We start from the raw sequence: 22,365 nt of genomic DNA, 5'->3' as shown, positions 1-22,365 counted from the left end.
CGTGACGCACTGGAGAACACGCCGATGAAAATCCGCACCTCGCGACGATCCCTGATGCTGGGTCTCTCCGTGGTCGTCCTTAGCGGCGGCGCCGCCAAAGCCGCACCGGCCAAGCGACTGACAGCCTACAAGACCCCATGGTGTGGCTGCTGCGGCGGGTGGATCGCTCACATGCAGCAGGCCGGGTGGACCGTCGAGGTCGTCGAGCTTGAAGATCTGGCGCCCCTCAGACGCCGTCACGGCGTCCCTGACACGGCGGCCTCCTGCCACACGGCCGTGGTGGGCTCATACGCGATCGAAGGTCACGTTCCGTCGAGCGACATCGACCGTCTGCTGCGCGAACGCCCGGTCGCGCGAGCGCTCAGCGCGCCCGGGATGCCGGCCGGTTCGCCGGGCATGGAAGCCGCCGGACGCGAGCCCTATACGACTGTGCTCGTCTTACATGACGGCTCGACGCGCCCCTTCGGCCGTCACAACGGCGCCTGAGGCGAACCGGCAGCTCGAGAACCGACCTTGGTTTTTACGCCTTTTCCCCTCTCGGGGCGAACCGGGCGACCAGATCGTAGGCCTCCCCGGGGAAGGTCAGTCGGACGTGGGTAATGGGATCATCTCCCCGCCACGTCCGCCGTTCGAGCGACAGGCAGGCGACCGAAGGTTCGATCAGGAGCAATTTGGCCGACGCCTTGGACGTATTGATCGCACTGATCTTGTGCTCGGCCTCGGTCCAGGGAACAAACCCCAGAAGCCACGTTCCCGGCGGGGTCCGGGTGAAATCGACCGCCTCTGCGGCCGGTACGGCGCTCAGACTGATCAACCGTTCCTCGATCGCGAAGGGACGCCCGCTCGCCCGGTGAAGACACTGCAAGGTGAGGATCCGGCCTGAGACGGCAAGCTCCAGGCTCTTGTTGTCTCGCCGGCTCGCCGTGCGGATCTTGCGAGACAGAAGTTCGTATCCGTAGGGCTCGCCTCGCCCCGTGATCTCCGCCTGGATGTCGGGGATATCCAGCACCGCTGAATGGATGCGCGGACGGGCGACGAACGACCCCGCCCGCCGTCGGCGAACGATCAGGCCGTTGTCGGCCAGAGGCGTCAGCGCCTTGTTCACCGTCATCCTGGAACAGCCGTACTGGGCCATCAGTTCGTGTTCGAACGGAATGCGGTGTCCGGGAGCCCAGTCCCCTGATAGAATCCGTTCCGCGATGTCGGACCGGATGCGTTTATGCAGGGTGGTGTCAGCGCCGCCGGTCATGCGTTCCCCAGGTCCAGAATCCTCGCCAGCACGCGAGCATACCGGCGGGTTGTTTCGGCGTGCGCCACATGACGACCATTCCTCACGACTTGTCCACCCCGCCGCCAGACGGCGTCCACCCGGCGGTCACGCGAGGCGAAGATCCATTGATCGAGGCGGACGTCTCCGAACACCCTTTCGTCCGCGCCTGACTCGTTGGCCAAGGCGACGAGATCGGCGACCTGGCCGACCGCCAGCCCGTGACTGACCGAATCCCCGGCCGCCTGCGCGCCGCCGGCGAGCGCCGCACGGAACATCGCGCCGCCCGTCGAACCGCCCGCCTCATCCGCCATTACGTTGCGCGATCGTTCGCCCAATCTTTGGGAATATTCGAGCATCCGCAGTTCCTGCGCCGCGTCGATCAGGACGTTGGAATCCGACCCCACGCCCCAGACGCCCCCCGCCGCCAAATACGCCGCAGCCGGGAATATTCCATCGCCCAGATTGGCCTCCGTGATCGGGCACAGACCGGCGACCGCGCCACTGTTCGTCAGTCGCCAGGTCTCCGAGGCGGACATGTGAGTGGCGTGAACCAGACACCACCGGCGATCGACCTCGACCGTGTCGAACAACAGATCGACCGGCCGGGCGCCCGACCAGACGAGGCAATCGTCCACCTCGCGGACCTGTTCGGCAATGTGGATATGCACGGGGCCGCGCGTCATGCCGCAGACAACGCCGAGTTCCTCGCGGGTCACCGCCCTCAGACTGTGGGGCGCGACGCCGATGACACCGTCAGGCAGGATCGAGATCGCCCTTTCGCTGGCTTGCATCAGACGGTGGAAGCCATTCAGATCATTGACGAACCGCCGCTGCGGCTCCGCAGGCGCCGCGCCACCGAAGCCCGAATGGGCATAGAAGACCGGCAGCAACGTCAGGGCGATGCCGGTCTCCGCCGCCGCCGCCGCGATCGCCTCAGCCATCTCCGCGACATTGCCATAAGGCTGACCGTCGAGGTCGTGATGCAGATAGTGAAACTCGGCGACGCGCGTGAACCCCCCTTCAAGCATTTCGGCGAAGGCCATGGCTGCAATGGCGGCCACCTCGTCGGGACGCAGCCGATCGACGAAGCGGTACATGGTCTCGCGCCAGGTCCAGAAGCTGTCGCGCGATGGCCCCCGGGCTTCGGCCAGTCCCGCCATGCCGCGTTGGAACGCATGGCTGTGTAAATTGGACAGTCCAGGGACGCCGGTCACATGGATGTGGTCGCCGGGTTCGGCCACGGCCCCGGTCAGAATCACATCGATCAAGCCATTGCGAAGTCCGATACGGACGGACTGCGCCCATCCCGTGTCGAGAAGGGCCTGCTCGAACCAAAGCCAGGTCTCTGGCGATGCGGCGTTCTGGGCGTCGACTGTCACTGGACAATCCTCATCAGTCTGCAATATGTCTATACAATACCGGGGCGGTCGGCTAGCGATTCCTGTGAGATGTTGGAGGGCGGACCATGGAATGTGATCGCGTCTGGACCAATGCACGGCTGGCGACGGTCGCGCCCGACGCCGCTGGTCTCGGGATCGTCGAGAATGGGGTCATCGCCGCCCGTGACGGGTTCATCGTCCACGTCGGCGCTGCCTCCGAAGCACCCCCATTTGATCCCGCCGAGATCGTCGACTGCGGGGGCCGGTGCATCACCCCCGGCCTCATCGATCCGCACACCCATCTGGTTTACGGCGGCGACCGCGCCCATGAGTTCGAAGTCAGGCTGGCCGGCGCTGCCTATGAGGAGATCGCGCGCGCGGGCGGCGGCATCGCCTCGACGGTCGCGGCGACACGCGCGCTCGACGAGGCTGGTCTGATCGCCACGGCCTTGCCCAGGCTCGACGCCCTGATCGCCGAGGGCGCGACCACTGTCGAGATCAAGTCCGGCTATGGCCTGTCGCTTCAACACGAGCGGCTGACGCTTCAAGCGGCGCGGCGGCTGGGCGAACTTCGCCCCGTGTCGATCCGCACGACCTTCCTCGGCGCTCACGCCCTGCCCCTCGAGTTCGCGGGCCAGGCCGACGCCTATATCGACCTCATCTGCCGCGAGATGATCCCGGCGCTCGCCGCCGAAGGCCTGATCGATGCGGTTGACGCGTTCTGCGAAGGCATCGGCTTCACCTCCGCCCAGACGCGCCGGGTGTTCGAGACAGCCAGGGCGCACCGCCTACCCGTCAAGCTTCATGCCGAGCAGCTGTCGAACCAGCACGGCGCGGCGCTCGCCGCCGAATTCGGGGCATTGTCGGCCGACCATCTCGAATATCTGGATGACGCGGGGATAGCCGCCATGGCCGGAGCCGGTGTCGTCGCGACCCTGTTGCCCGGCGCCTATTATTTCGTGCGCGAGACCCGCCTGCCGCCGATCGAGGCCTTGAGAGCCGCAGGCGTGCCAATGGCGCTCGCCACCGACTGCAACCCCGGAACCTCGCCGCTGACGTCGCTGCTACTGACCATGAACATGGCCGCGACCCTGTTCCGGATGACGGTCGACGAATGTCTGGCCGGAGTAACCCGCGAGGCCGCCCGCGCCCTGGGCCAGCTCGATCAGGTCGGGACGCTGGAGGTCGGCAAGCGGTGCGACCTCGCGATCTGGGACATCGAGCGGCCCGCTGAACTTGTATACCGCATGGGCTTCAACCCGCTCCATGCCCGCGTCTGGAGAGGCCAATGACCGAGACCATTGTCATGCATCCGGGCGAGGTCGGTCTCGCGGACTGGCGCGCCATCTATCGCGGCGCCGCAGCCGTTCTGTACCCCGACGCCGCCCGGCCGATCCGCGCCAGCGCCGCCGCCGTCGAGCGCATTCTGGCGCGCGGCGAACCGGTCTACGGGATCAACACTGGTTTCGGAAAACTGGCCAGCGTCCGCATCGAGGCGGGCGACCTGGCCACGCTTCAGCGCAACATCGTCCTGTCCCATGCGGCCGGCATAGGAGACCCGTCGCCGACGCCGGTCATCCGCCTGATGATGGCCCTTAAATTGGCCAGCCTCGCCCAAGGCGCGTCAGGCGTGCAGCCAGCGACGGTCGCCCTGCTGGAGGCGCTGATCGTCCGCAACCTGACGCCGATAATTCCGTGCCAGGGATCGGTCGGCGCGTCCGGCGACCTGGCGCCTCTGGCGCATATGGCCGCCGCCATGATCGGGGTGGGCCAGATCGAGGTTGGAGGCGTCCGTCGTCCTGCCGCCAAGGCGCTCGCCGAGGCGGGGCTGGAGCCCCTGAAGTTGGGGCCGAAAGAGGGCCTGGCCTTGCTCAACGGCACCCAGTTCTCGACTGCCAATGCGCTCGCCGCCGTGTTCGGCGCCGAGACCTTGTTCCAGAGCGCGCTCGTCTCCGGCGCCCTGTCCACGGAAGCGGCCAAGGGATCGGACACCCCGTTTGATCCGCGCATCCACGTCCTGCGCCGTCACGCCGGTCAGATCGAGACGGCGGCGGCGCTGCGCTCCCTCATGGGCGGCTCGGCCATTCGGGCGTCGCACGCGGTCGATGACGAGCGGATCCAGGACCCCTATTGCCTGCGCTGTCAGCCTCAGGTCATGGGTGCGGCGCTCGACGTGCTGCGACAAGCGGCGACCACCCTGTCGATCGAGGCCAACTGCGTCAGCGACAATCCCCTGATCTTCCCCGATACCGACGAGGCCTTATCCGGCGGCAATTTCCACGCCGAACCCGTCGCCTTCGCCGCCGACATGATCGCGCTGACCATCTGCGAGATCGGCTCCCTGTCGGAACGGCGAACCGCCATGTTGGTGGACCCCGCCCTGTCCGGCCTGCCCGCCTTCCTGACTGCCAAACCAGGGCTGAACTCGGGCTTCATGATCCCCCAGGTGACGGCCGCCGCCCTCGTTTCGGAAAACAAGCAGAAGGCCTATCCGGCCAGCGTCGACTCCATCCCGACCTCGGCCAACCAGGAGGACCACGTCTCCATGGCCGCCCACGGCGCGCGCAGGCTGCTGGCCATGGTCGAGTCGGCCAACGCCGTCGTCGGTATCGAACTTCTGGCTGCGGCCCAGGGCTGCGACTTCCATCGCCCGCTGGGTTCGAGCACCGCGTTGGAAGCTGTCCGCAGCCTGATCCGCGAGGGCATCCCGCATCTCGACGAAGACCGCCATTTCCATCCCGACATCGAGGCCGCGCTGTCCTTGGTACGGTCCGGCGCGGCGGTCGAGGCGGCCGGCGTCGCGCTTCCCGGGATCTGCTGATGGACTGGCTTGAAATCCATCGTGGAACCGCGCCCCTGATCATCAGCCTACCGCACACCGGCTCGGATATTCCGGACGAACTCGTGGGCGGATTCGTCTCGCCCTGGCTGGCGACCAAGGACGCTGACTGGTGGGTCGATAAACTCTACGCCTTCGCGACCGATCTCGGCGCGACCACCGTCCGCACCCGGCTGAGCCGGAGCGTGATCGACGTCAATCGCGACCCTTCGGGCGCCTCCCTGTATCCCGGTCAGTTCACCACGGGCCTTTGTCCAAGGGAGACGTTCGACGGGGAGCCGCTGTACAGGATGGCAGGTCCGGATGCTCATGAGATCGAGCGGCGCCGCAGGTCCTATTTCGAGCCCTACCATGTCGCTCTGCGCGATGAGATCGCCCGGCTCCGCCGCCAGCATGATCGCATCGTCGTCTACGACGCCCACGCCATCCGATCGATGGTTCCCAGCCTGTTCAACGGCGAACTGCCCAATCTGAACATCGGCACCAACGACGACCTCTCGTGCCACCCGGCCCTGACCCGCGCGGTCGAAGCCGCCTGCGACGCCGGGGCGTTCACCCGCGTCACCAACGGCCGATTCCGGGGCGGCTGGATCACGCGGCACTATGGCAGGCCCGAGATCGGGATCCACGCCGTCCAGATGGAGCTGGCCTGTCGCGGCTATATGGATGACCCGGACAAAGCGCCTGACCCCACGACATGGCCCTCAGCCTACGACCCTCAACAGGCTGAGCCCCTGCGCGCCACCTTGCAGGCTGTCCTGATGGCCTGCCTGACCTTTGCTGAAACTCCGAGCCCGTCATGAACCGCAACGACCCCACCCGCGTTATCCGCGCCGCCACCGGCCCGGATCGCACCTGCAAGAGCTGGCTGACCGAGGCAGCGCTTAGAATGCTGATGAACAACCTCGATCCCGACGTCGCCGAACGGCCCGAGGAACTGGTCGTCTATGGCGGCATCGGCAGGGCCGCCCGCGACTGGAAGAGTTTCGACACCATCGTCGACACACTGCGCCGGCTTGAGGACGACGAGACCCTGCTGATCCAGTCGGGCAAGCCGGTCGGCGTTTTCCGCACCCATGCCGATGCGCCGCGCGTCCTGCTGGCCAACTCCAACCTCGTGCCGCACTGGGCGACGTGGGAACATTTCAACGAACTCGATCGCAAGGGGCTGGCCATGTACGGCCAGATGACGGCCGGGTCGTGGATCTATATCGGCGCCCAGGGCATCGTTCAGGGCACCTATGAGACCTTCGTCGAGATGGGTCGCCAGCACTATGGCGGCGACCTGTCGGGGCGCTGGCTGCTGACGGCGGGGCTGGGCGGCATGGGTGGGGCACAGCCTCTGGCGGCGGTTATGGCGGGGGCGTCGTGCCTGGCCATCGAATGCGATCCGAGCCGGATCGCGATGCGTCTGCGCACCGGCTATCTCGATCAGGCGACCGAGGATCTCGACGAGGCGCTCGACCTGATCCGCGCTTCCTGCGAGGCGAAGACGCCGACCTCGGTCGGCCTGCTCGGCAACGCGGCCGAGCTCCTGCCCGAACTGTTCCGGCGCGGCGTCCGGCCCGACCTGCTGACAGACCAGACCTCGGCCCACGACCCGATCAACGGCTATCTGCCCAAGGGCTGGACGCTGGAGCGCTGGACCGCGATGCGCGCCCAGGCGCCCGATCAGGTCGAACAGGCGGCGCGCGCCTCCATGGCCGAACACGTTCAGTCGATGCTCGACTTCCAAACCGCAGGCGTGCCGACCGTCGACTACGGCAACAACATCCGTCAGGTGGCCAAGGAGGCGGGCGTCACGAACGCGTTCGACTTCCCCGGCTTCGTGCCCGCCTATATCCGCCCGCTGTTCTGCCGGGGCATCGGCCCGTTCCGCTGGGTGGCCCTGTCGGGCGATCCTGAGGACATCGCCAAAACCGACGCCAAGGTGAAGGAACTGATCCCCGACAATCCGCACCTGCACAACTGGCTCGACATGGCGGCGGCGAAGATCAAGTTTCAGGGCCTGCCCGCCCGGATCTGCTGGGTCGGCCTCGGCGACCGCGACAGGCTCGGCCTCGCCTTCAACGAGATGGTGGCGTCGGGCGAACTGAAGGGGCCGATCGTGATCGGTCGCGACCACCTCGATTCCGGCTCGGTCGCCTCTCCCAACCGCGAGACCGAGGCCATGCGCGACGGCTCGGACGCGGTATCCGACTGGCCCCTGCTCAACGCGCTTCTCTCGACGGCCTCGGGCGCGACCTGGGTGTCCCTGCACCACGGCGGTGGCGTCGGAATGGGTTTCTCCCAGCACGCGGGCCTCGTCATCGTTTGCGACGGCACCGAGGCGGCGGGCAGGCGGATTGCGCGGGTCCTCTGGAACGACCCGGCGACCGGCGTCATGCGCCACGCAGACGCCGGCTACGACATCGCCCTGAACACCGCCCGCGAGAAAGGGCTCGACCTGCCCGGCATTCTCGGATGATCACCACGGTCCTTCCCGCATCGGAACGGACCGCCACACCGTGGAAGAACGGGGGCGGCGTCACCCGCGAAGTCGCGGTGTGGCCACCGGGCTCCGGCCTCGACGATTTCGACTGGCGCGTCAGCATGGCGGAGGTCAGGGAGCCGGGCGCCTTCTCCCTGTTCCCCGGCGTCGAACGCTGCCTGACGGTGATCGAGGGCGGACTGCGCCTGACCTTCGGCGGAGGGCGCGCCGTGTCGCTAAACGCACGCTCCGAGCCGTCAATCTTTCCGGGCGATCGGGCCTGTCACGGCCTGCCTGTCGGGGGGGCGGTGGTGGACCTCAATGTGATGGTTCGTCGAGGCCGTTTTCGATCGCAGGTCGAGCGGCTGTCAAACGCCCGATGGCGCCCCATTGGCGACGTCGCACTCCTGATTGCGCTCGAACCCCTCAGTGTCATCGAGGAGACCAGGTCAGACCACAGGACCACCTTGGGGGTCCTCGACGGACTGATCTGCGCCTTCGCCCCTGCGCCTCCGCCTCCGACGCTTCAGGTCGGCGGCCGCGCTCTCGGCGTGTCGATATCGGCCCTGTGATACTTGGCGAATCCTCGCCTACCGACGACGAGAGGCGATGGCGGCGCGCGTGCGGGCGACAGGCTCCGTGACATAGCTGAAATCGGAAGGACGGAAGGCGCGGAACAGCAGGATCAGCCCGCTGATCGCCAGCCACAGGATTCCCGTGGCGACGGTGATGATCAGAGGGTGGTTGAAGCTTTCGCGCTTGGTGTAGTCCATGATGTGGATCATCCAGAACACGTCCCAGAGCCTCCAGGTTTCGGTGCGTCGCTCCAATACCTCTCCGGTCGCCTCGGAAAGCAGAAGGGTCGTCTTCTCCGGATCGGCGAACTCCACCCGCCACAGCGGCAGCGGCAGTTTGCGCGTTTCGACGTCGCCTTCGGTGATCCTTCGCACGGAGGCGATAGCCTGGGCGCCGCTGAAGTCGGCTGTCGCCAGCGCCGACGCCCGGCCGGCGTCGATGGCGAGGGGCGCGCCTGTTACGGCGTCGATCAACCGGACGCCGGTGGGCGTCGCCGCCTGGTAGACATAGGCTGAGCCCAGCGGTTTCAGGCGAAGACTGGTGATCGGCTGGCCGATCCTCTCGGCCACCTGGCCCAGCGGCAGAACGGCGGCAGGAATGACGACGGCGGCGGGTTCGCGCACCGAGGTCGCGCCCGAGACCTTGTCGGTGTCAAGCAGCGCCATCATCGCCCCGCTGAAGCTCCAGAGGATGAACTGGAGGCCCAGGATGAGGCCGACCCATTTGTGAAGTGTGCGGATCAGGAACATCGGTGCGGCCTCACGCTTTGGCCGGACGCGCGCGGCGCCGACGACGGAAACTGTAGAAGAGAAGCCAGGCCCCGGTGAGAGAGGTGATGAAGGCCATCCAGGTGGTGATGCGCAACAGGATATTGTTCACATTGTCCCGGGTCTCGTAGTCCATGATGTGGAGCATCCAGACGAAGTCGAACGTCCGCCAGAGGTCGTGGCGCTTGGCCATCAGCTCCCCGGTCTGGGGCGAGATGTAGAGGGTCGGCTTCCACGCCCCTTCGTACTGCACGCGCCACAAGGGCGCGGGCCGGCCGCGCAACTCCCCGGGCGCTTCGCTGAGGAGCTCGGCGTCGACGATTTCGCCCTGCTCGGCGAAATGCGCGTCGGCGCGCGCCTGAACGGCGGCCTCGCCCAGCGGCGATAGCTGAGCGCCGGTCTGCGCATCGACCAGTCGAGACCCGCCGGACCCGCCGATGATATAGACCGGGCGCCCCAACTGGGTTTCGAGCCTGACGGTTTCGGCGCCCGCCGCGAGCGCGCTTGGCTCGACCAGCGAAGCGAGGTTCAGCGGCGTGGCCGGGATAGGCCGCACGAGACGGTCGCCGTGGATGATGTCGATATGGACGGCCGTCATGTAGAGGCCGCCCGCCGTCCAGAACACGGCCTGGATGGCCAGCAGAAGGCCGAGCCACTTGTGGGATGTTCTGGCAAGGGCCGGCAATCGCATGGGCGGTCTCTCGATAAGCTTGGTCGCAAAACGCACCCGCCGGGCGGCTGGAAGCCACCCGGCGGTTACAAGACTTAGTTGAAGCGGTAGGTCAGACGGACATAGCCGCGGCGACCCAGGAGATCATAGGTCATCGTGTCGGTGTTGCCGTCGGTCCAGCTCTTGATGAACGGAGCCTTCTTGTCGAACAGGTTATCGACGCCGAAGGCGATATCGGCGCTTTCGCCCAGGCGATAGGCGAACTGGGCGTTGTGATAGAAGACGTTCGGCGAGGTGTAGCCGATGTCCGTCGGGGCGGCGTTGAAGTCGGTCGCCTCCCCGATCATCTGCACCGAATAGGCGCCCGTCCAGCGCGCGTCCGTCACCGAGGCGCTGGCCAGCGAGCGCCAGTGCGGATAGCCGCCGTTGCCACCGCCGATATGGCCGGCGAATTCGATGGGGGCCCCGCCCTGGAACGGCGTGATCGTATACTCGTCCAGATAGGTTGTGTTCCAGTCCAGGCTGACCTGACGGTCCCAGAGGTCAAAGGCGTAGCGCAGCCCGATATCGACGCCCGTCATCTGTTCCTCACCCGCGTTGGAGGGTTGAGCCGACAGATAGTTGACCTCGCCGGTCAGGGTGCTGCGAGTGAAGTTCGTCGGGCCGCAGAACGGATGGCTCAGTCCGACCGAGGCGTAGCAGACCGCCAGGCGGGTCGAGCCGGGGATGGACCGGATCGCATCGGTGATCTTGATATCGAAATAGTCGACGGTCATCGACAGGCCGGACACCTGCGAGGGTTGCCAGACCAAACCGAGGGTCAGGGTTTCCGTGGATTCCGGCTGGAGGGCCGAGTTGCCCCCAACCGTCGTCAGGATAGAGTTGCCCAGCTGGACATAGTTCGCCGGCACGCCCGACGCACGGCAGTTCGCCACCAGGGTCGCGTTGGTGCTGGTGGAATAACGGCTGCACGGATCGGTCGTCGTCAGATTGCCTTCGGCGACGCCGCCGAACAGTTCCGGGACGCTCGGAATCCGGAAGCCCGTTCCGAAGGTCGCCCGGAACCTCAGGTCGTTGATGACCGTCCAGTTAAGGCCCAGCTTGTACGTCGTGTTGTCGCCGAACAGATTGTAGTCCGAGTAGCGAACCGCTGCGTCGAGATCGAGCCGCTGAATGAAGGGCAGGTCCGCAAGCAGGGGCGCAGACAGCTCGAGATAGGCTTCCTTGGCGGTGACGCTGCCCGCGATGGGCGACTGCTGGTTGGTATTGGCGATCCCCAGCACCGTCAGGGCGTCGGGGTTTCGATACCCTTCCTCCTCGCGGTAGACGAGCCCGGCGGCTGCGGCGAGGGGACCGGCAGGAAGTTGCAGGACCGTGCCGGTTACGTCGGCGGTGACGCTGCGCTGTTCGTTGCCGCCGGTGTCGCGTGAGGTGAACAGGATGTAGTTGAGGACCTGAGGACTGATGTCGCCGAAGCCGAGGTAGTCGCCGCAGGGAATGGCCGCGCCGGCGGCGGAACTGCAAACCGCCGTGTTGAGCGTGTTGCGAACCCGCTCCAGGTTGGCGACGTTGGTGCTGCCGTCGACACCGGTGCTACGCCCCCAGTTGGCGGCGACCTCCCAGCTCCAGTCGCCCATGAAGTCGCCCCTTGCCCCGCCCACGAAGCGGTAGGTGTCCGTTTCCTGGAAGAACTGGCGTGGGCCGGGTTCCAGCAGGCGGCGCTGGATCAGGGTGATGTTCTGACCCGTCGGATTGGTAGGGTTCGTGGCGAGGATCGCCAGGTTGCGCAGCGTTCCGGGCGAGGCCACCTGGTTGCTCTTGCGGTGGGTGAAGAAGGCTTCCCCGAACAGGGTGACGTTGTCGGTGAGCCGGTAGTCGGCGAGGAAGGCCGTGCTGAACCGTTCTATCGGCGAGACCGCGTTCAGATAGGGATTTGAGTTGAAGTTGTGCTTGGCGGCGTCATAAGGCTCGTAGAAATTGCCGTTCCCGCCCGGCGTCTGGTTGAAGTTGATCTGCTGACCGTTCGGCAACACGGCGCGCCCGCCGATCGTCGAGGCGCTCGATACGCAGACTAGCTGTCCGCCGACCTCGCCGAGCCCGCAGGCTGCGCGATCGGCTAGATTGACCGCTTCGGTTTGCTGATACGACAGGCCGGCGACGACGCGACCCCGGTCGCTGTGGATCCCCCAGAGCAGGTCTAGAGTGTAATCTTGGCCATCGCCTTCATCAGTGATGCCGTATTTGCCGGAGAGCTTTAGGCCTTCGAAATCGTTGGCCGTGATGATGTTGACCACGCCGGCGACCGCGTCGGCGCCGTAGATCGCCGAGGCGCCGTCCTTCAGGACGTCGATCCGCTGGATGATCGCGGTGGGGATCATGTTGAGGTCCGGCGCGCTGTTGGCGCCGGTGCCGCCGTTGACCACGCGTCGACCATTGATGAGGGTCAGAGTCCGATTGATGCCAAGGCCGCGCAGATTGACTTGGGCCGTGCCGTAGCCGTTGCCGGTCCAATACGCGTTGGTTTGTCCTCCGGCGTTTCCGGCCGAGGCCGGCAAGCGCTGCAGCAGGTTCTCGAGATTGGTGATCCCGGTGTTGGCGATCTGCTCCTCGGTAATCACCGTGGCGGGGCCGACGCCGCTTATGTCCGCCCGTTTGATCCGGGTCCCTGTGACCACGACTTCATCGATATTGGTGGTCGCATCTTGGGCCGAGGCGGCCGCAGCACACAGGGTCGAGGTGATGACCGCACCTGCGAACAAAAGCCTCTTTCTCAGGCGGTTCATCATGGTTCCCCTTGCCGGTTCAGCTCCCGATAGCCGTCCCTGTGCAAACAAAGCTCCGATCCCCAACCCGCCGAGTCAAGACATGTATAGACATATTAAGGGGTCAGATCTTCTCCGCAGCTTGCGAAGATTGCGTACATTGGGGTGGGCTATTGCTAAGAAATGCGCATGCGCGCATGAATAGCAGCGGCATCACCGGGTCCAGGGGCTGGACGTGGCTTTTTCAAGGCAGCCCGACTTCTACGAGCAAAAGCAATGGTGCAACGCAAAAGCCACAGCCATCTTGAATGGCGCTCTGCACATCGCTTTACGCAGCAATCAGCCTGACCCCCCGTAAAAATTTCACTCAGTGCGTCGATTTTTTATAGACGAGATCTGATTGCATCGAGCGCGCACTCGTCTGCCGATCGCAAGTCGCTCACGCTGGCAGCAGAGTGCAAGCCGTATGCGACCGTGCTGATCCTAAATAACGTTCAAATCGCGTGTTCGGCCGAGAGGACGGCGCCTGACTGACCTGTCTTTGCGTGGCGAGGAGGGGAGGAGCCGAGCCAAGTCTGGACGGGGCGGTCGAATCCGTAACGAAACGCGGCCGCAGCGAGAAAGGCGCCGATGAAGCCGACCCACCAGAGCGCCCAGCGGGGTCCTGACGGCAGGGCTCCTTGCCCCAAAGCCTCAAGCAGGCCGAACCAGACGATGCGGGTCACCTCATTGGTGAGGAACATCGAAAAGGACATCAGGGCGAGATGTTCGATCAGGCGCGAGGGCTTGATCACGGGGATGGCCCCGGCCGCCCAAATGATCACCGTCATCAAACCCAGGGACAGCAAACTGAAGGCGCCGAAAGCCTGGAGGACGATGAGCGTGGCGGCGGCCGCGAGGCCGATCGCACCCGAGGTTCGCGGCGCGACATAGACGCGTGAGCCGTAGTAGGCCGCTGCCACACCCAGCAGGAAGAGCGGTAGAGCGCGAACAATGCCAAAGCGCAGCGGCAAACGGTAGATCGGATCGCCCAGCCACATCAAGGCGGCGAGATTGGAGATCATGACGACGATCACCGCGCCGACCAGGACGAGAGCCGGCGGCCAGCGCCAGAGCGCGCGACAGATCCAGGGCAGGAGAAGGTAGCAGCCAATCAGGGCCGAAAGGGTCCAGGTCGGGGCGTTCCAGCCCTGCCCGCCCGGCACGCCATAGGCCTGGACCAAAAACACCTGCGCCGGCAGCTGCGACCAGTCGAACCACTGCGGATTGCTTGGCGAGACGCCGGCCAATGCCGCGCCGCCGACGATGGCGATGAGGATCAGACTGACGACGAGATGGGCCGGGATGACGCGAAGCAGACGCTGGCGGACATAGGCGCCCAGCGACGCCTGCCGGGTAGCCAGCCTGTCGCCGTAGATGCGGGCCAGGACGTAGCCGGAATCGATGATAAAGAAGTCGGTGAGCAGATAACCGCGGTCGAACACCGGATGGAACTGGGGCAGCGGGACCGGCGCCGCCTCGCGAAAATGGTAGAGGATGATCAGCGCCCCGACAATGAAGCGGAGCGCGTCGAGCCATCCGCCGCGCGCGATGCGCGGCGGGGATCGGTTCATGGGCTCATCGGCGACGCGGCGCATGGGCCGACTCTAGACCCGCAGGGGGCAAAGAAAGGTTATCGCCGGAACTCGCTCCGTTTGCGGGCGCGGTGTCCTGATCCAGGCTTATGGGCTTTCACCCTTCCCGTGGCGAACAGCTCAGTGCTGAGCGGTGAGGCATTCGGCGTGATCGCCGAGCACCTCGATCACCCGACATTCCGCAGTCGATCCGTGCGGACAATCGGCCATCCGCGCCACCTCCACCCGCAAGGCCGTCAGTCTCGCGATCTTGTGGTCGATCGCCGCAAGGTGTGAGCGCGCCAGGCTGTCGGCGCTCTCGCACGGACCGCTCGGGTCGCCGGCCAGGGCCAGGAGTTCGCGAATGGGTTCGATCTCGAACCCCAACTCGCGGGCGTGCCGAATAAAGCGCAGCCGCTTGAGGTCGCCTTCCTCGTAGAGCCGCCGGTTGCCGTCGGTGCGCGGCGGCGAGGGCAGAAGTTCGATCTGCTCATAGTAGCGGATCGTGGGAACCTTGATCCCGCAGGCCCTTGAGGCCCCGCCGATCGTCACGCCCTGGCTCATTTTCCGCTTGCTCCTCTAGTCACTAGAGGAATTAGCGTCGCTCTGAGTTCGAGACAAGGAGCAGGTGATGTCAGCGGCAACGATCGAGAGCCGATACCGGGTGACCGGCATGGATTGCGCCGGCTGCGGTCGCAAGATCGACACCGCCATGCGCCGGCTGGCCGGTGTCGAGGACGTGTCCGTCAGCGTGTCGTCGGGCGTTCTCAAGGTCCAGCACGGCGGCGCCGTCGGTGACGACGCGGTCCTGCAACAACTCCGCAACCTTGGTTACGAGGGCGAAGCCGAAAACTCTGTCGCCAAGACTGAGGGCCAAGCCCACGTTCATGGCGCGCCAGGCGATGACGATCGACCCTGGTGGGCGACCGCTAAGGCCCGGTTGACGGCGGCCTGCGGCTTGGCTCTGCTCCTGGCCTACGCTCTCGGCTCGGCCTTCCCGGCAATCGAACGCTATGTGTTTCTGGCCGCCCTGGCGGTCGGCCTGATCCCCGTGGGACGGCGCGCGATCTCGGCGGCGCGCTACGGCACGCCCTTCTCCATCGAAATGCTGATGACGATCGCCGCCGTCGGCGCGGTCTTCATCGGCGCGGAAGAAGAAGCCACAGCTGTCGTCCTGCTGTTCCTGGTTGGCGAGATGCTTGAAGGCGTCGCCGCCGGACGCGCCCGCAAGAGCATCCAGGGCCTGACAGCTCTGGTGCCCAAGACCGCCTTGGTGGAGGTGGACGGGATCACGACGGAAATCCCCGCCGAGACGCTCGTGATCGGGGCGACGATCCTGGTGCGCCCCGGCGACAGGGTCCCGGCCGACGGCGACATCCTCGAAGGCGCGGGCGAAATCGACGAAGCCCCGGTCACGGGCGAGAGTGTGCCCAAACGCAAGGCCGTCGGCGATCCGGTCTTCGCCGGCACGATCAACGGCGGCAGCGTCCTGCGGGTGCGGGTGACGGCCGCCGCCGCCGACAACACCATCGCCCGCGTGGTGAAGCTGGTGGAGGAGGCGCAGGAATCCAAGTCGCCGACCGAACGGTTCATCGACAGGTTCTCGAAGGTCTACACCCCGGCCGTGCTCGTGGTCGGCGCCCTGGTCGCCGTCGTTCCTCCGCTGGTGTTCGGCGGGGTCTGGAGCGACTGGATTTACAAGGGGCTGGCCATTCTCCTGATCGGATGCCCCTGTGCGCTCGTTATATCCACACCGGCCGCCATTGCGGCAGGCCTGTCGTCGGGCGCCCGGCGCGGCCTCCTGATGAAGGGCGGGGCGGTGCTGGAGACGCTCGGCAAGATCACAGCCATTGCCCTGGACAAGACCGGCACCCTCACGGCCGGCAAGCCTGTCGTCACCGACGTCGTTGCGGGAACGCGGGATGAGGCCGCCGTCCTTGCTCTGGCGTCAGCGCTTGAGACGGGATCGAGCCACCCGCTCGCCTTGGCGATCCTTGGTCGCGCGAAAACGGACGGTGTGCAGACGCTACCCGCAAGCGAGACTCAGGCGATTGCTGGCGAAGGTGTTGAAGGCGTCGTCGCCGGGGAGCGCGTCTTCTTGGCTTCCCCACAGGCCGTGTCTAAGCGCGCATCTCTCTCCCCCGAGCAGGATGCGCAGATCGCCGCTTTCAATGCGGAAGGAAAGACCGTGTCCATCATCGTGGTCGACAAGGACATCGCCGGCTTCCTCGCCATGCGCGACGAGGCGCGGCCCGACGCCATGTCGGGTCTCGCCAGCCTGAAGGCGCGCGGCATCAGGCTCGTGATGCTGACGGGCGACAACCGTCGCACGGCCGAGGCTGTCGCGGCTGGTCTAGGCATCGAGGCGCGGGCGGAATTGCTGCCGCAGGACAAGCTTCGTATCGTCAAGGAACTTCAGGCCGAAGGGTTCGTGGTCGCAAAGGTTGGCGACGGCATCAATGATGCCCCTGCGCTGGCCCAGGCCGATGTCGGGATCGCCATGGGCGGCGGCACCGATGTCGCGCTGGAGACGGCCGATGCCGCCGTGCTTCACGGACGCGTCCAGGACATACCCGACATGATCACCCTGTCGAGAAGCGTGATGGGTAACATCCATCAGAACATCACGATCGCCTTGGGGCTGAAAGTCGTCTTCCTGGTCACGACCATTCTCGGGATCACCGGCCTCTGGCCGGCGATCCTCGCCGACACCGGCGCAACCGTGCTGGTCACCGCCAATGCGATGCGGCTGCTGCGCTGGAAACCCAAGAGCTGAGCGAAAGCCGCACATGTCCAGTGGCTAGCTGATGGGTTTGCAGACGGGTTAGCCCTCTCCAGCCATGCCGCCGGGTCGGTCGGCTGTGGCCAGCCCCTCGACCGAGCCGTGGTCGGCGGAGGGCCGTTCTCCTTCGTCGATCATAGCGGAGGGCTTGGCGGTCTTATCTTCGGTCGGGACGGAAGGCGAAGGCTCCGCGACCGGCTCGTCCGCAAGGTCGCGAGGATCGGATCGGTTGGCGTCCTTCGGGTTAGTGGCGTCTGAATCAGGCATGTTGTTCTCGCTTTCCCATCAGGAAGGCCTGTCATCCTGCCTTCGTTCCGGTCGGCGTCCCTGGCTTGCCTAAACCGTCAAGCCAAGGGCGATGAGACACGCCCAGCAAGCCAGGCACGCCAGTCGGGCAGGCAAGCGCTTCATCATGATGAAGGTTGCCCCGCTCCCCAGGGTCAGGACGACAGCGTAGGTGACGACGACGACCGCTCCGAACGGAAAGAGTCGCGCCGCCACGAACAGGCCGGACAGGGCGGACAGCCCCACGCCGACAAAGACCGCAACGATCTCAGCCAGGAGACCCAGCGGCCTTTCAGGGCGCTCCGGCCGGCGTCGCCGACGCGGCGTCTGGCGCACGCTGTAGGACGGCGCGCGACTGCGTATGGTCTTCCCGAACTTCGCCATCACGTGTCCCCGCCCTAGGCGTGAGGCGTGTCGCCATGGCCCGGTCCGGTCTTGTCGCCGTCGGGCCCGAGTTCGATCTGGACCGTCGCGTGCTCGATCCCGTGAACCTCCTCCAGCTTGGTCAACACGGCGAACCGTACCGGCTCGGGTGGTTGGCCTTCAGCGATGACCACATGCACGGACGCATTCACGTCGTCGCTGCTGACGCCCCACAAATGCAGATCATGAACGTCGGTCACACCGGGAACGGTGGCTATGGTGGCGCGGACGGTGGACAGAGAGAGACCTTTAGGCACGCCTTCGAGAAGAATGTGGGTCGTGTTCTTCAACAGGATCCAGGTGCGGGGCAGAACCCACAGCCCGATACCGATCGCGACGATCGGGTCGACCCACGTCCAGCCTGTGAGCATGATGACGATGGCGCCGCCGATGACACCGATCGAGCCCAGCAAATCGGCCCAGACCTCCAGATAGGCGCCCTTGACGTTGAGGCTCGTGTCCGCGCCGCCGGCGAGCAGGCGCATCGACACGAGGTTCACCACCAGCCCGAAGGCGGCGACAATCAGCATCCCCGTCGATCCTACCGGCTCGGGCGAGAACAGGCGGAGAATGCCTTCGTAGAGGACATAGCCCGCGACGAGGAACAACAGCACCGCATTGAAGGTGGCGGCGAGGATTTCGAATCGACGGTAACCAAAGGTGCGCAGGTCGTCGGAGCCGCGTTGGCCGATTTTGATGGCGGCCAGCGCGATGGCGAGCGCGGCGACGTCGGTCATCATGTGCGCGGCATCGGACAGCAGCGCGAGGCTCTTGAACACGACCGCGCCGACCACCTCCGCGACCAGGAAGGTGGTCGTCAGCGTCAGGGCGATGGTCAGCCGTTTACTGCTCGCGGCCGCGCCGTGGGAATGGCCTTCACCCATTGATTTGGTCTCCTTCGGTTCCGGATTGCGTCCAGCGCAAGACCTCCACCGCTTCAAGCGTGACGGGCCCCAGATGTTCCAGGTCCGACAAGGTCTCGACAAAGGCGCGCAGTTTGGCTTCCTCGTCGAGGATCTCGATGACCACGGACTGATCGTCGTCCAGCACATGGCGACGGTGGAGACGAGGGCTATGACCAAAGCCGACGAGGGCCTGTAGTACGGTGGCGCCCGCCACCCCTGCGGCGCGGGCCCGGGTGGTGACGACCTCGAAAACCTTCTGGTCTCCGAAATAGGCGGATTCATCGGTGTAGATTCTGAGAAGTTTGATCGGGCCGGTCATGGGTCTCTCCAAAAAGGACCCGCGTCGCGCCGGGTAGGCGCGACGCGGATCAGATCATTCCGCAGGCGCGGGCGAAAGCCGCTCAGCCGGCGAGCTCTCGGGGGTCGGCTTCTTCTCGCTCAGGCCAAGGATCAGTTTGCTGATCGCGGGCAGGACGAGAAGCGTCAGCAGAGTTGCCGTGATCAACCCACCGATGACGACCATGGCCAGGGGCTTCTGGACCTCGGCTCCCGTCCCGTGGGCGAGCGCCATGGGCACGAAGCCGATGGCCGGGACGAGACCCGTCATGATGACGGGGCGGACCCGCTCCATACAGCCGTCGATGATCGCGCGCGAAAGCTCCATTCCGTCCTCGAGCCGTTGCCGGATGCTGGACATGACGACCAGACCGTTCAGCACGGCGACGCCCGACAGGCAGATGAAGCCCACCGCCGCCGAGACCGAGAAGGCGATGCCGGTGATCGCCAGGGCGAAGACACCGCCCGCCAGTCCGAGCGGCACCGCGGCGAACACCGCGATCGCCCGTCCGAAACTCCCCACGGCCAGGAAGAGGACCGCGAAGATCGCTAGGAAGCAGATCGGCACGACCAGGGCCAGCCGGTCGGAGGCCGCCTTCAGATTCTGGAACTGCCCGCCCCATTCGATCCAGGAGCCGGCGGGCAGGGCGACCGTCTGAACCTTGGGCATCGCCTCGGTGACGAAGGAGCCGACGTCGCGACCGCGGACATTGGCCTGGATGACTACCCGCCGCTTTCCGTTTTCTCGGCTAATCTGGTTCAGACCCTCGGCGAACCGGAACTCGGCGACCTGGCGCAACGGGACGGACGCGCGCGTGCGGCCCTCCTGTTCCGGCAGCATGACGGGCAGGGCGGCTAGGGCGTCCAGGTTGTTGCGACTGATCCCCGGCACGCGGACGACGACATCGAAGCGGCGGTCGCCCTCGAAGAGCTGCCCGGCCTCGCGTCCGCCCATGGCGGCGGCCACCGTATCGGCCACCTCCTGGACGGTGAGGCCGAACCGGGCGATCGCGGCCCGATCGAAGGTGACGTCGAGGGACGGCGCCCCGTCGGTCTGCTCGACCTTGACGTCCGCAGCGCCGGGGGTGGCGGTAAGCTGGGCCGCGATCAGATTGGCCGTGGCCGTCATCTTCTCGAGATCGTCGCCATAGAGTTTGATCGCGACGTCGCCCCGCACCCCGGCGATCAGTTCGTTGAACCGCATCTCGATTGGCTGGCTGAGCTCATAGGCCTGACCGAGCTGGCTGCTCGCCGCCTGTTCGATTCGGCCGAGGACATCTTCCTTGGACTTCACGTCCTTGGGCCATTCCTTCTGATCCTTCAGGATGATGAAGCCATCGGAAATGTTGGGCGGCATCGGGTCGGTGGCCACCTCCGCCGTACCCGTCTTGGAGAACATGACCTCCACCTCGGGCAGTTGCGATATCGCCGTCTCGACGCCCCTTTGCATGCGCACCGATTGTTCGACGGCGGTCGAGGGCACCCGCTGCGAGGCCAGCGCGAGGTTGCGTTCATCGAGGGTCGGGATGAACTCCTGGCCCAGCAGGGTGAAGACGAAGGCGGCGACGCCGAACAGGGTCACCCCCGCAGCGATGAAGGGCCAGGGTCTGGCCACGGACTGGCGCAGGACGGGCTCGTATTTCGCCTTGATCCAGCGAATGATGAAGACGTCTTTCTCCGAGACCTTGTTGCGCATCAGGAGCGCGATCATCGCCGGGATGAAGGTGATGGACAGCAGGAAGGCCGAGACCAGGGCCAGCATCAGGGTAATGGCCATGGGCGAGAAGGTCTTGCCCTCGACGCCCTGGAAGGTCAGCAGCGGGGCGAAGACGAGCAGGATGATGGTCTGGCCGAAGACCGTCGGCTTGATCATCTCCTGGGTGGCAAGGGTGGTCTCCTCGAGCCGCTCGCGCAACGTCAGCAGACGGTTCTCGTGATGTTGCCGGTCCGCCAGTCGTCGCAGACAGTTCTCGATGATGATCACCGAGCCGTCGACGATCAGGCCGAAGTCGAGGGCGCCCAGGCTCATCAGATTGCCGGGAACGCCCATGAAATTCATGCCGATCGCCGTCATGAAGAAGGAGATCGGGATAATCAGGACCGCGATCAGCGCGGCCCGCACATTGCCGAGCAGGAGGAAGAGGGCGACCGCGACGAGCAAGGCGCCTTCCAGCAGGTTGCGCTGAACCGTCGCGACCGTGGCGTTGACGAGTTTGGAGCGGTCGAGCACCGGCGTGACCTTGATCCCGGGCGGGAGAGACCGGGTCGTGAGGTCAAGCTTCTCGCCGACCGCCTTGGCGACGGTGCGGCTGTTCTCGCCGATGAGCATCAGGCTGGTGCCGATGACCACCTCGCGTCCGTTCATCGTGGCGGCTCCGGTCCGCAGGTCGCCGCCGAGGCGAACCGCGGCGACGTCGCGAACGGAGACGGGAACCCCGCCGCGCGTGGCGATGATCGCTTCCTCGATCTGGCTCAGGCTTCGGATCCGTGCGTCGGCCCGCACCAGATAGGCCTCGCCGCCGCGTTCGACGAAGTTCGCCCCTACCGAGAGATTGGCGGCTTCGAGACCTTGCGCCAGTTCGCTGAACGACACGCCATACTGGGCGAGACGCGTGGCGTCGGGCTCGACGACATACTGCTTCTGGAAGCCGCCGATGGTGTCGACGCCGGCGACGCCGTTCACCGTCCGCAATTGCGGCGCGATGATCCAGTCCTGAACCGTCCTCAGATAGGCCGAACGCGAGACGTCGTCGGTCAATCGGTCGCCCTCGGGCGTCAGGAAGGACCCATCCGACTGCCAGCCGGGCTGGCCGTTGCGTACGGTCGCGCCGCGACCGCCGGGGTTGGCGAAGTCGATGGCGTACATGAAGACTTCGCCGAGACCGGTGGTGACCGGTCCGATCTGGGGTTGAACGCCCTCGGGCAGACTGTCCCGGGCCTGGCCAAGCCGCTCGCTGACCTGTTGGCGGGCAAAGTAGAGGTCTACGTTCTCGTTGAAGATCACGGTGACCTGGGAGAAGCCGTTGCGCGACAGGGAGCGCGTCGACTGCAGGCCGGGAATCCCGGCCATGGCGGTCTCAACCGGGAAAGTGACCCGCTTCTCGATCTCCACGGGCGAGAGGGAGGGGTCCTGGGTGTTGATCTGGACTTGCTTGTTGGTGATATCCGGCACGGCGTCGATGGGCAACTTCGTCAGCTGCCAGGCGCCGTAGGCGGAAACGAGCAGTACGAGCGCGATGATCATCCATCGCGCCCGCACCGACAGGGCCATAAGGTTTGCGATCATGA

General features: G+C 65.8%; 18 protein-coding genes. 7 read left to right on the top strand and 11 right to left on the bottom strand.

Annotated features, from left to right (window positions below; all coding sequences use genetic code 11):
• Window positions 1-24: 24 nt before the first annotated feature.
• A complete protein-coding gene (locus tag AC07NC_RS02740; RefSeq protein WP_419755926.1) occupies window positions 25-486 on the top strand; it encodes a DUF411 domain-containing protein in 462 nt (153 codons plus the stop codon).
• A gap of 34 nt (window positions 487-520) precedes the next feature.
• Here the strand turns inward: AC07NC_RS02740 and hutC are convergent, their stop codons facing one another.
• Both hutC and AC07NC_RS02730 read right to left on the bottom strand, forming a co-directional pair.
• Entirely contained in the window at window positions 521-1,249 is a 729-nt protein-coding gene (hutC, locus tag AC07NC_RS02735) for a histidine utilization transcriptional repressor HutC (RefSeq protein WP_419755927.1), read from the bottom strand.
• Window positions 1,246-2,649 carry a formimidoylglutamate deiminase gene (locus tag AC07NC_RS02730; RefSeq protein ID WP_419755928.1) on the bottom strand — a complete coding sequence of 468 codons (1,404 nt, stop codon included), beginning with the start codon at window positions 2,647-2,649 and terminating at the stop codon, window positions 1,246-1,248. The genes hutC and AC07NC_RS02730 overlap by 4 nt, the downstream gene beginning before the upstream one ends.
• Before the next feature lie 86 nt (window positions 2,650-2,735).
• Between AC07NC_RS02730 and hutI the strand changes: the two genes are divergently transcribed.
• Genes hutI through AC07NC_RS02705 form a run of 5 tightly spaced genes read left to right on the top strand, consistent with a single transcriptional unit; the run spans window position 2,736 to window position 8,530 of the window.
• On the top strand, window positions 2,736-3,941 hold the full coding sequence (gene hutI / locus AC07NC_RS02725) for an imidazolonepropionase (protein WP_419755929.1): 1,206 nt from the start codon (window positions 2,736-2,738) through the stop codon (window positions 3,939-3,941).
• Window positions 3,926-5,470: a histidine ammonia-lyase gene (gene hutH, locus AC07NC_RS02720; RefSeq protein ID WP_419756008.1), complete on the top strand. Its 1,545-nt coding sequence runs from the start codon at window positions 3,926-3,928 to the stop codon at window positions 5,468-5,470. Before hutI ends, hutH begins: the two co-directional genes overlap by 16 nt.
• Complete coding sequence (gene hutG / locus AC07NC_RS02715) at window positions 5,470-6,291, top strand: N-formylglutamate deformylase (protein ID WP_419755930.1); 822 nt, start codon at window positions 5,470-5,472, stop codon at window positions 6,289-6,291. The genes hutH and hutG overlap by 1 nt, the downstream gene beginning before the upstream one ends.
• Complete coding sequence (gene hutU, locus AC07NC_RS02710) at window positions 6,288-7,955, top strand: urocanate hydratase (protein WP_419755931.1); 1,668 nt, start codon at window positions 6,288-6,290, stop codon at window positions 7,953-7,955. The genes hutG and hutU overlap by 4 nt, the downstream gene beginning before the upstream one ends.
• On the top strand, window positions 7,952-8,530 hold the full coding sequence (locus tag AC07NC_RS02705) for a HutD/Ves family protein (protein WP_419755932.1): 579 nt from the start codon (window positions 7,952-7,954) through the stop codon (window positions 8,528-8,530). The genes hutU and AC07NC_RS02705 overlap by 4 nt, the downstream gene beginning before the upstream one ends.
• An 18-nt stretch (window positions 8,531-8,548) precedes the next feature.
• On the opposite strand, the gene AC07NC_RS02700 is transcribed toward AC07NC_RS02705, so the two are convergent.
• The 5 genes from AC07NC_RS02700 to AC07NC_RS02680 all read right to left on the bottom strand — a co-directional run bounded on the left by AC07NC_RS02700 (window position 8,549) and on the right by AC07NC_RS02680 (window position 14,910).
• A complete protein-coding gene (locus tag AC07NC_RS02700; protein ID WP_419755933.1) occupies window positions 8,549-9,283 on the bottom strand; it encodes a PepSY domain-containing protein in 735 nt (244 codons plus the stop codon).
• Window positions 9,284-9,293: 10 nt separating this feature from the next.
• Window positions 9,294-9,992, bottom strand: coding sequence for a hypothetical protein (locus tag AC07NC_RS02695; RefSeq protein ID WP_494568492.1), 699 nt, complete (start codon window positions 9,990-9,992; stop codon window positions 9,294-9,296).
• 74 nt (window positions 9,993-10,066) lie between these two features.
• On the bottom strand, window positions 10,067-12,754 hold the full coding sequence (locus AC07NC_RS02690) for a TonB-dependent receptor domain-containing protein (protein ID WP_419755935.1): 2,688 nt from the start codon (window positions 12,752-12,754) through the stop codon (window positions 10,067-10,069).
• Between the two features lie 473 nt (window positions 12,755-13,227).
• The gene (locus AC07NC_RS02685; protein ID WP_494568491.1) at window positions 13,228-14,370 is read right to left on the bottom strand and encodes an acyltransferase family protein; all 1,143 of its coding nucleotides are present in this window, start codon (window positions 14,368-14,370) and stop codon (window positions 13,228-13,230) included.
• A gap of 117 nt (window positions 14,371-14,487) precedes the next feature.
• Window positions 14,488-14,910 (bottom strand): MerR family transcriptional regulator, encoded by a 423-nt coding sequence (locus AC07NC_RS02680; protein ID WP_419755937.1) that lies wholly within the window; start codon window positions 14,908-14,910, stop codon window positions 14,488-14,490.
• Between the two features lie 100 nt (window positions 14,911-15,010).
• Here AC07NC_RS02680 and AC07NC_RS02675 point away from each other — a divergent pair, with 100 nt between their 5' ends.
• A complete protein-coding gene (locus AC07NC_RS02675) occupies window positions 15,011-17,122 on the top strand; it encodes a heavy metal translocating P-type ATPase (RefSeq protein WP_494568490.1) in 2,112 nt (703 codons plus the stop codon).
• Window positions 17,123-17,464: 342 nt separating this feature from the next.
• Here AC07NC_RS02675 and AC07NC_RS02670 read toward each other — a convergent pair whose 3' ends face one another.
• From AC07NC_RS02670 to AC07NC_RS02655, 4 genes are read right to left on the bottom strand one after another with little or no spacing between them, the layout of a single operon-like run.
• Window positions 17,465-17,797, bottom strand: coding sequence for a hypothetical protein (locus tag AC07NC_RS02670; protein WP_494568489.1), 333 nt, complete (start codon window positions 17,795-17,797; stop codon window positions 17,465-17,467).
• 14 nt (window positions 17,798-17,811) lie between these two features.
• The gene (locus AC07NC_RS02665; RefSeq protein WP_494568488.1) at window positions 17,812-18,720 is read right to left on the bottom strand and encodes a cation diffusion facilitator family transporter; all 909 of its coding nucleotides are present in this window, start codon (window positions 18,718-18,720) and stop codon (window positions 17,812-17,814) included.
• Window positions 18,713-19,060 carry a DUF190 domain-containing protein gene (locus AC07NC_RS02660; RefSeq protein WP_419755942.1) on the bottom strand — a complete coding sequence of 116 codons (348 nt, stop codon included), beginning with the start codon at window positions 19,058-19,060 and terminating at the stop codon, window positions 18,713-18,715. Before AC07NC_RS02660 ends, AC07NC_RS02665 begins: the two co-directional genes overlap by 8 nt.
• A 54-nt stretch (window positions 19,061-19,114) precedes the next feature.
• Window positions 19,115-22,363: an efflux RND transporter permease subunit gene (locus tag AC07NC_RS02655; protein WP_428061300.1), complete on the bottom strand. Its 3,249-nt coding sequence runs from the start codon at window positions 22,361-22,363 to the stop codon at window positions 19,115-19,117.
• Window positions 22,364-22,365 lie beyond the last annotated feature (2 nt).

The sequence above is a fragment of the Brevundimonas sp. GW821-FHT10A07 genome, from assembly GCF_059415785.1.
The sequence above is the reverse complement of the archived record's forward strand: the minus strand, read 5'-3'. Positions and strand labels throughout refer to the sequence as shown.

Excerpts from the sequence above, each read along its gene's own strand:
- hutC (WP_419755927.1), bottom strand. The coding sequence starts at position 1,249 with ATGACCGGCGGCGCTGACACCACCCTGCATAAACGCATCCGGTCCGAC.
- AC07NC_RS02655 (WP_428061300.1), bottom strand. The coding sequence starts at position 22,363 with ATGATCGCAAACCTTATGGCCCTGTCGGTGCGGGCGCGATGGATGATC.
- AC07NC_RS02705 (WP_419755932.1), top strand. The coding sequence starts at position 7,952 with ATGATCACCACGGTCCTTCCCGCATCGGAACGGACCGCCACACCGTGG.
- hutU (WP_419755931.1), top strand. The coding sequence starts at position 6,288 with ATGAACCGCAACGACCCCACCCGCGTTATCCGCGCCGCCACCGGCCCG.
- AC07NC_RS02680 (WP_419755937.1), bottom strand. The coding sequence starts at position 14,910 with ATGAGCCAGGGCGTGACGATCGGCGGGGCCTCAAGGGCCTGCGGGATC.
- hutI (WP_419755929.1), top strand. The coding sequence starts at position 2,736 with ATGGAATGTGATCGCGTCTGGACCAATGCACGGCTGGCGACGGTCGCG.
- AC07NC_RS02660 (WP_419755942.1), bottom strand. The coding sequence starts at position 19,060 with ATGACCGGCCCGATCAAACTTCTCAGAATCTACACCGATGAATCCGCC.
- AC07NC_RS02690 (WP_419755935.1), bottom strand. The coding sequence starts at position 12,754 with ATGAACCGCCTGAGAAAGAGGCTTTTGTTCGCAGGTGCGGTCATCACC.
- AC07NC_RS02685 (WP_494568491.1), bottom strand. The coding sequence starts at position 14,370 with ATGCGCCGCGTCGCCGATGAGCCCATGAACCGATCCCCGCCGCGCATC.
- AC07NC_RS02670 (WP_494568489.1), bottom strand. The coding sequence starts at position 17,797 with ATGGCGAAGTTCGGGAAGACCATACGCAGTCGCGCGCCGTCCTACAGC.
- AC07NC_RS02665 (WP_494568488.1), bottom strand. The coding sequence starts at position 18,720 with ATGGGTGAAGGCCATTCCCACGGCGCGGCCGCGAGCAGTAAACGGCTG.
- AC07NC_RS02740 (WP_419755926.1), top strand. The coding sequence starts at position 25 with ATGAAAATCCGCACCTCGCGACGATCCCTGATGCTGGGTCTCTCCGTG.
- AC07NC_RS02695 (WP_494568492.1), bottom strand. The coding sequence starts at position 9,992 with ATGCGATTGCCGGCCCTTGCCAGAACATCCCACAAGTGGCTCGGCCTT.
- hutG (WP_419755930.1), top strand. The coding sequence starts at position 5,470 with ATGGACTGGCTTGAAATCCATCGTGGAACCGCGCCCCTGATCATCAGC.
- AC07NC_RS02700 (WP_419755933.1), bottom strand. The coding sequence starts at position 9,283 with ATGTTCCTGATCCGCACACTTCACAAATGGGTCGGCCTCATCCTGGGC.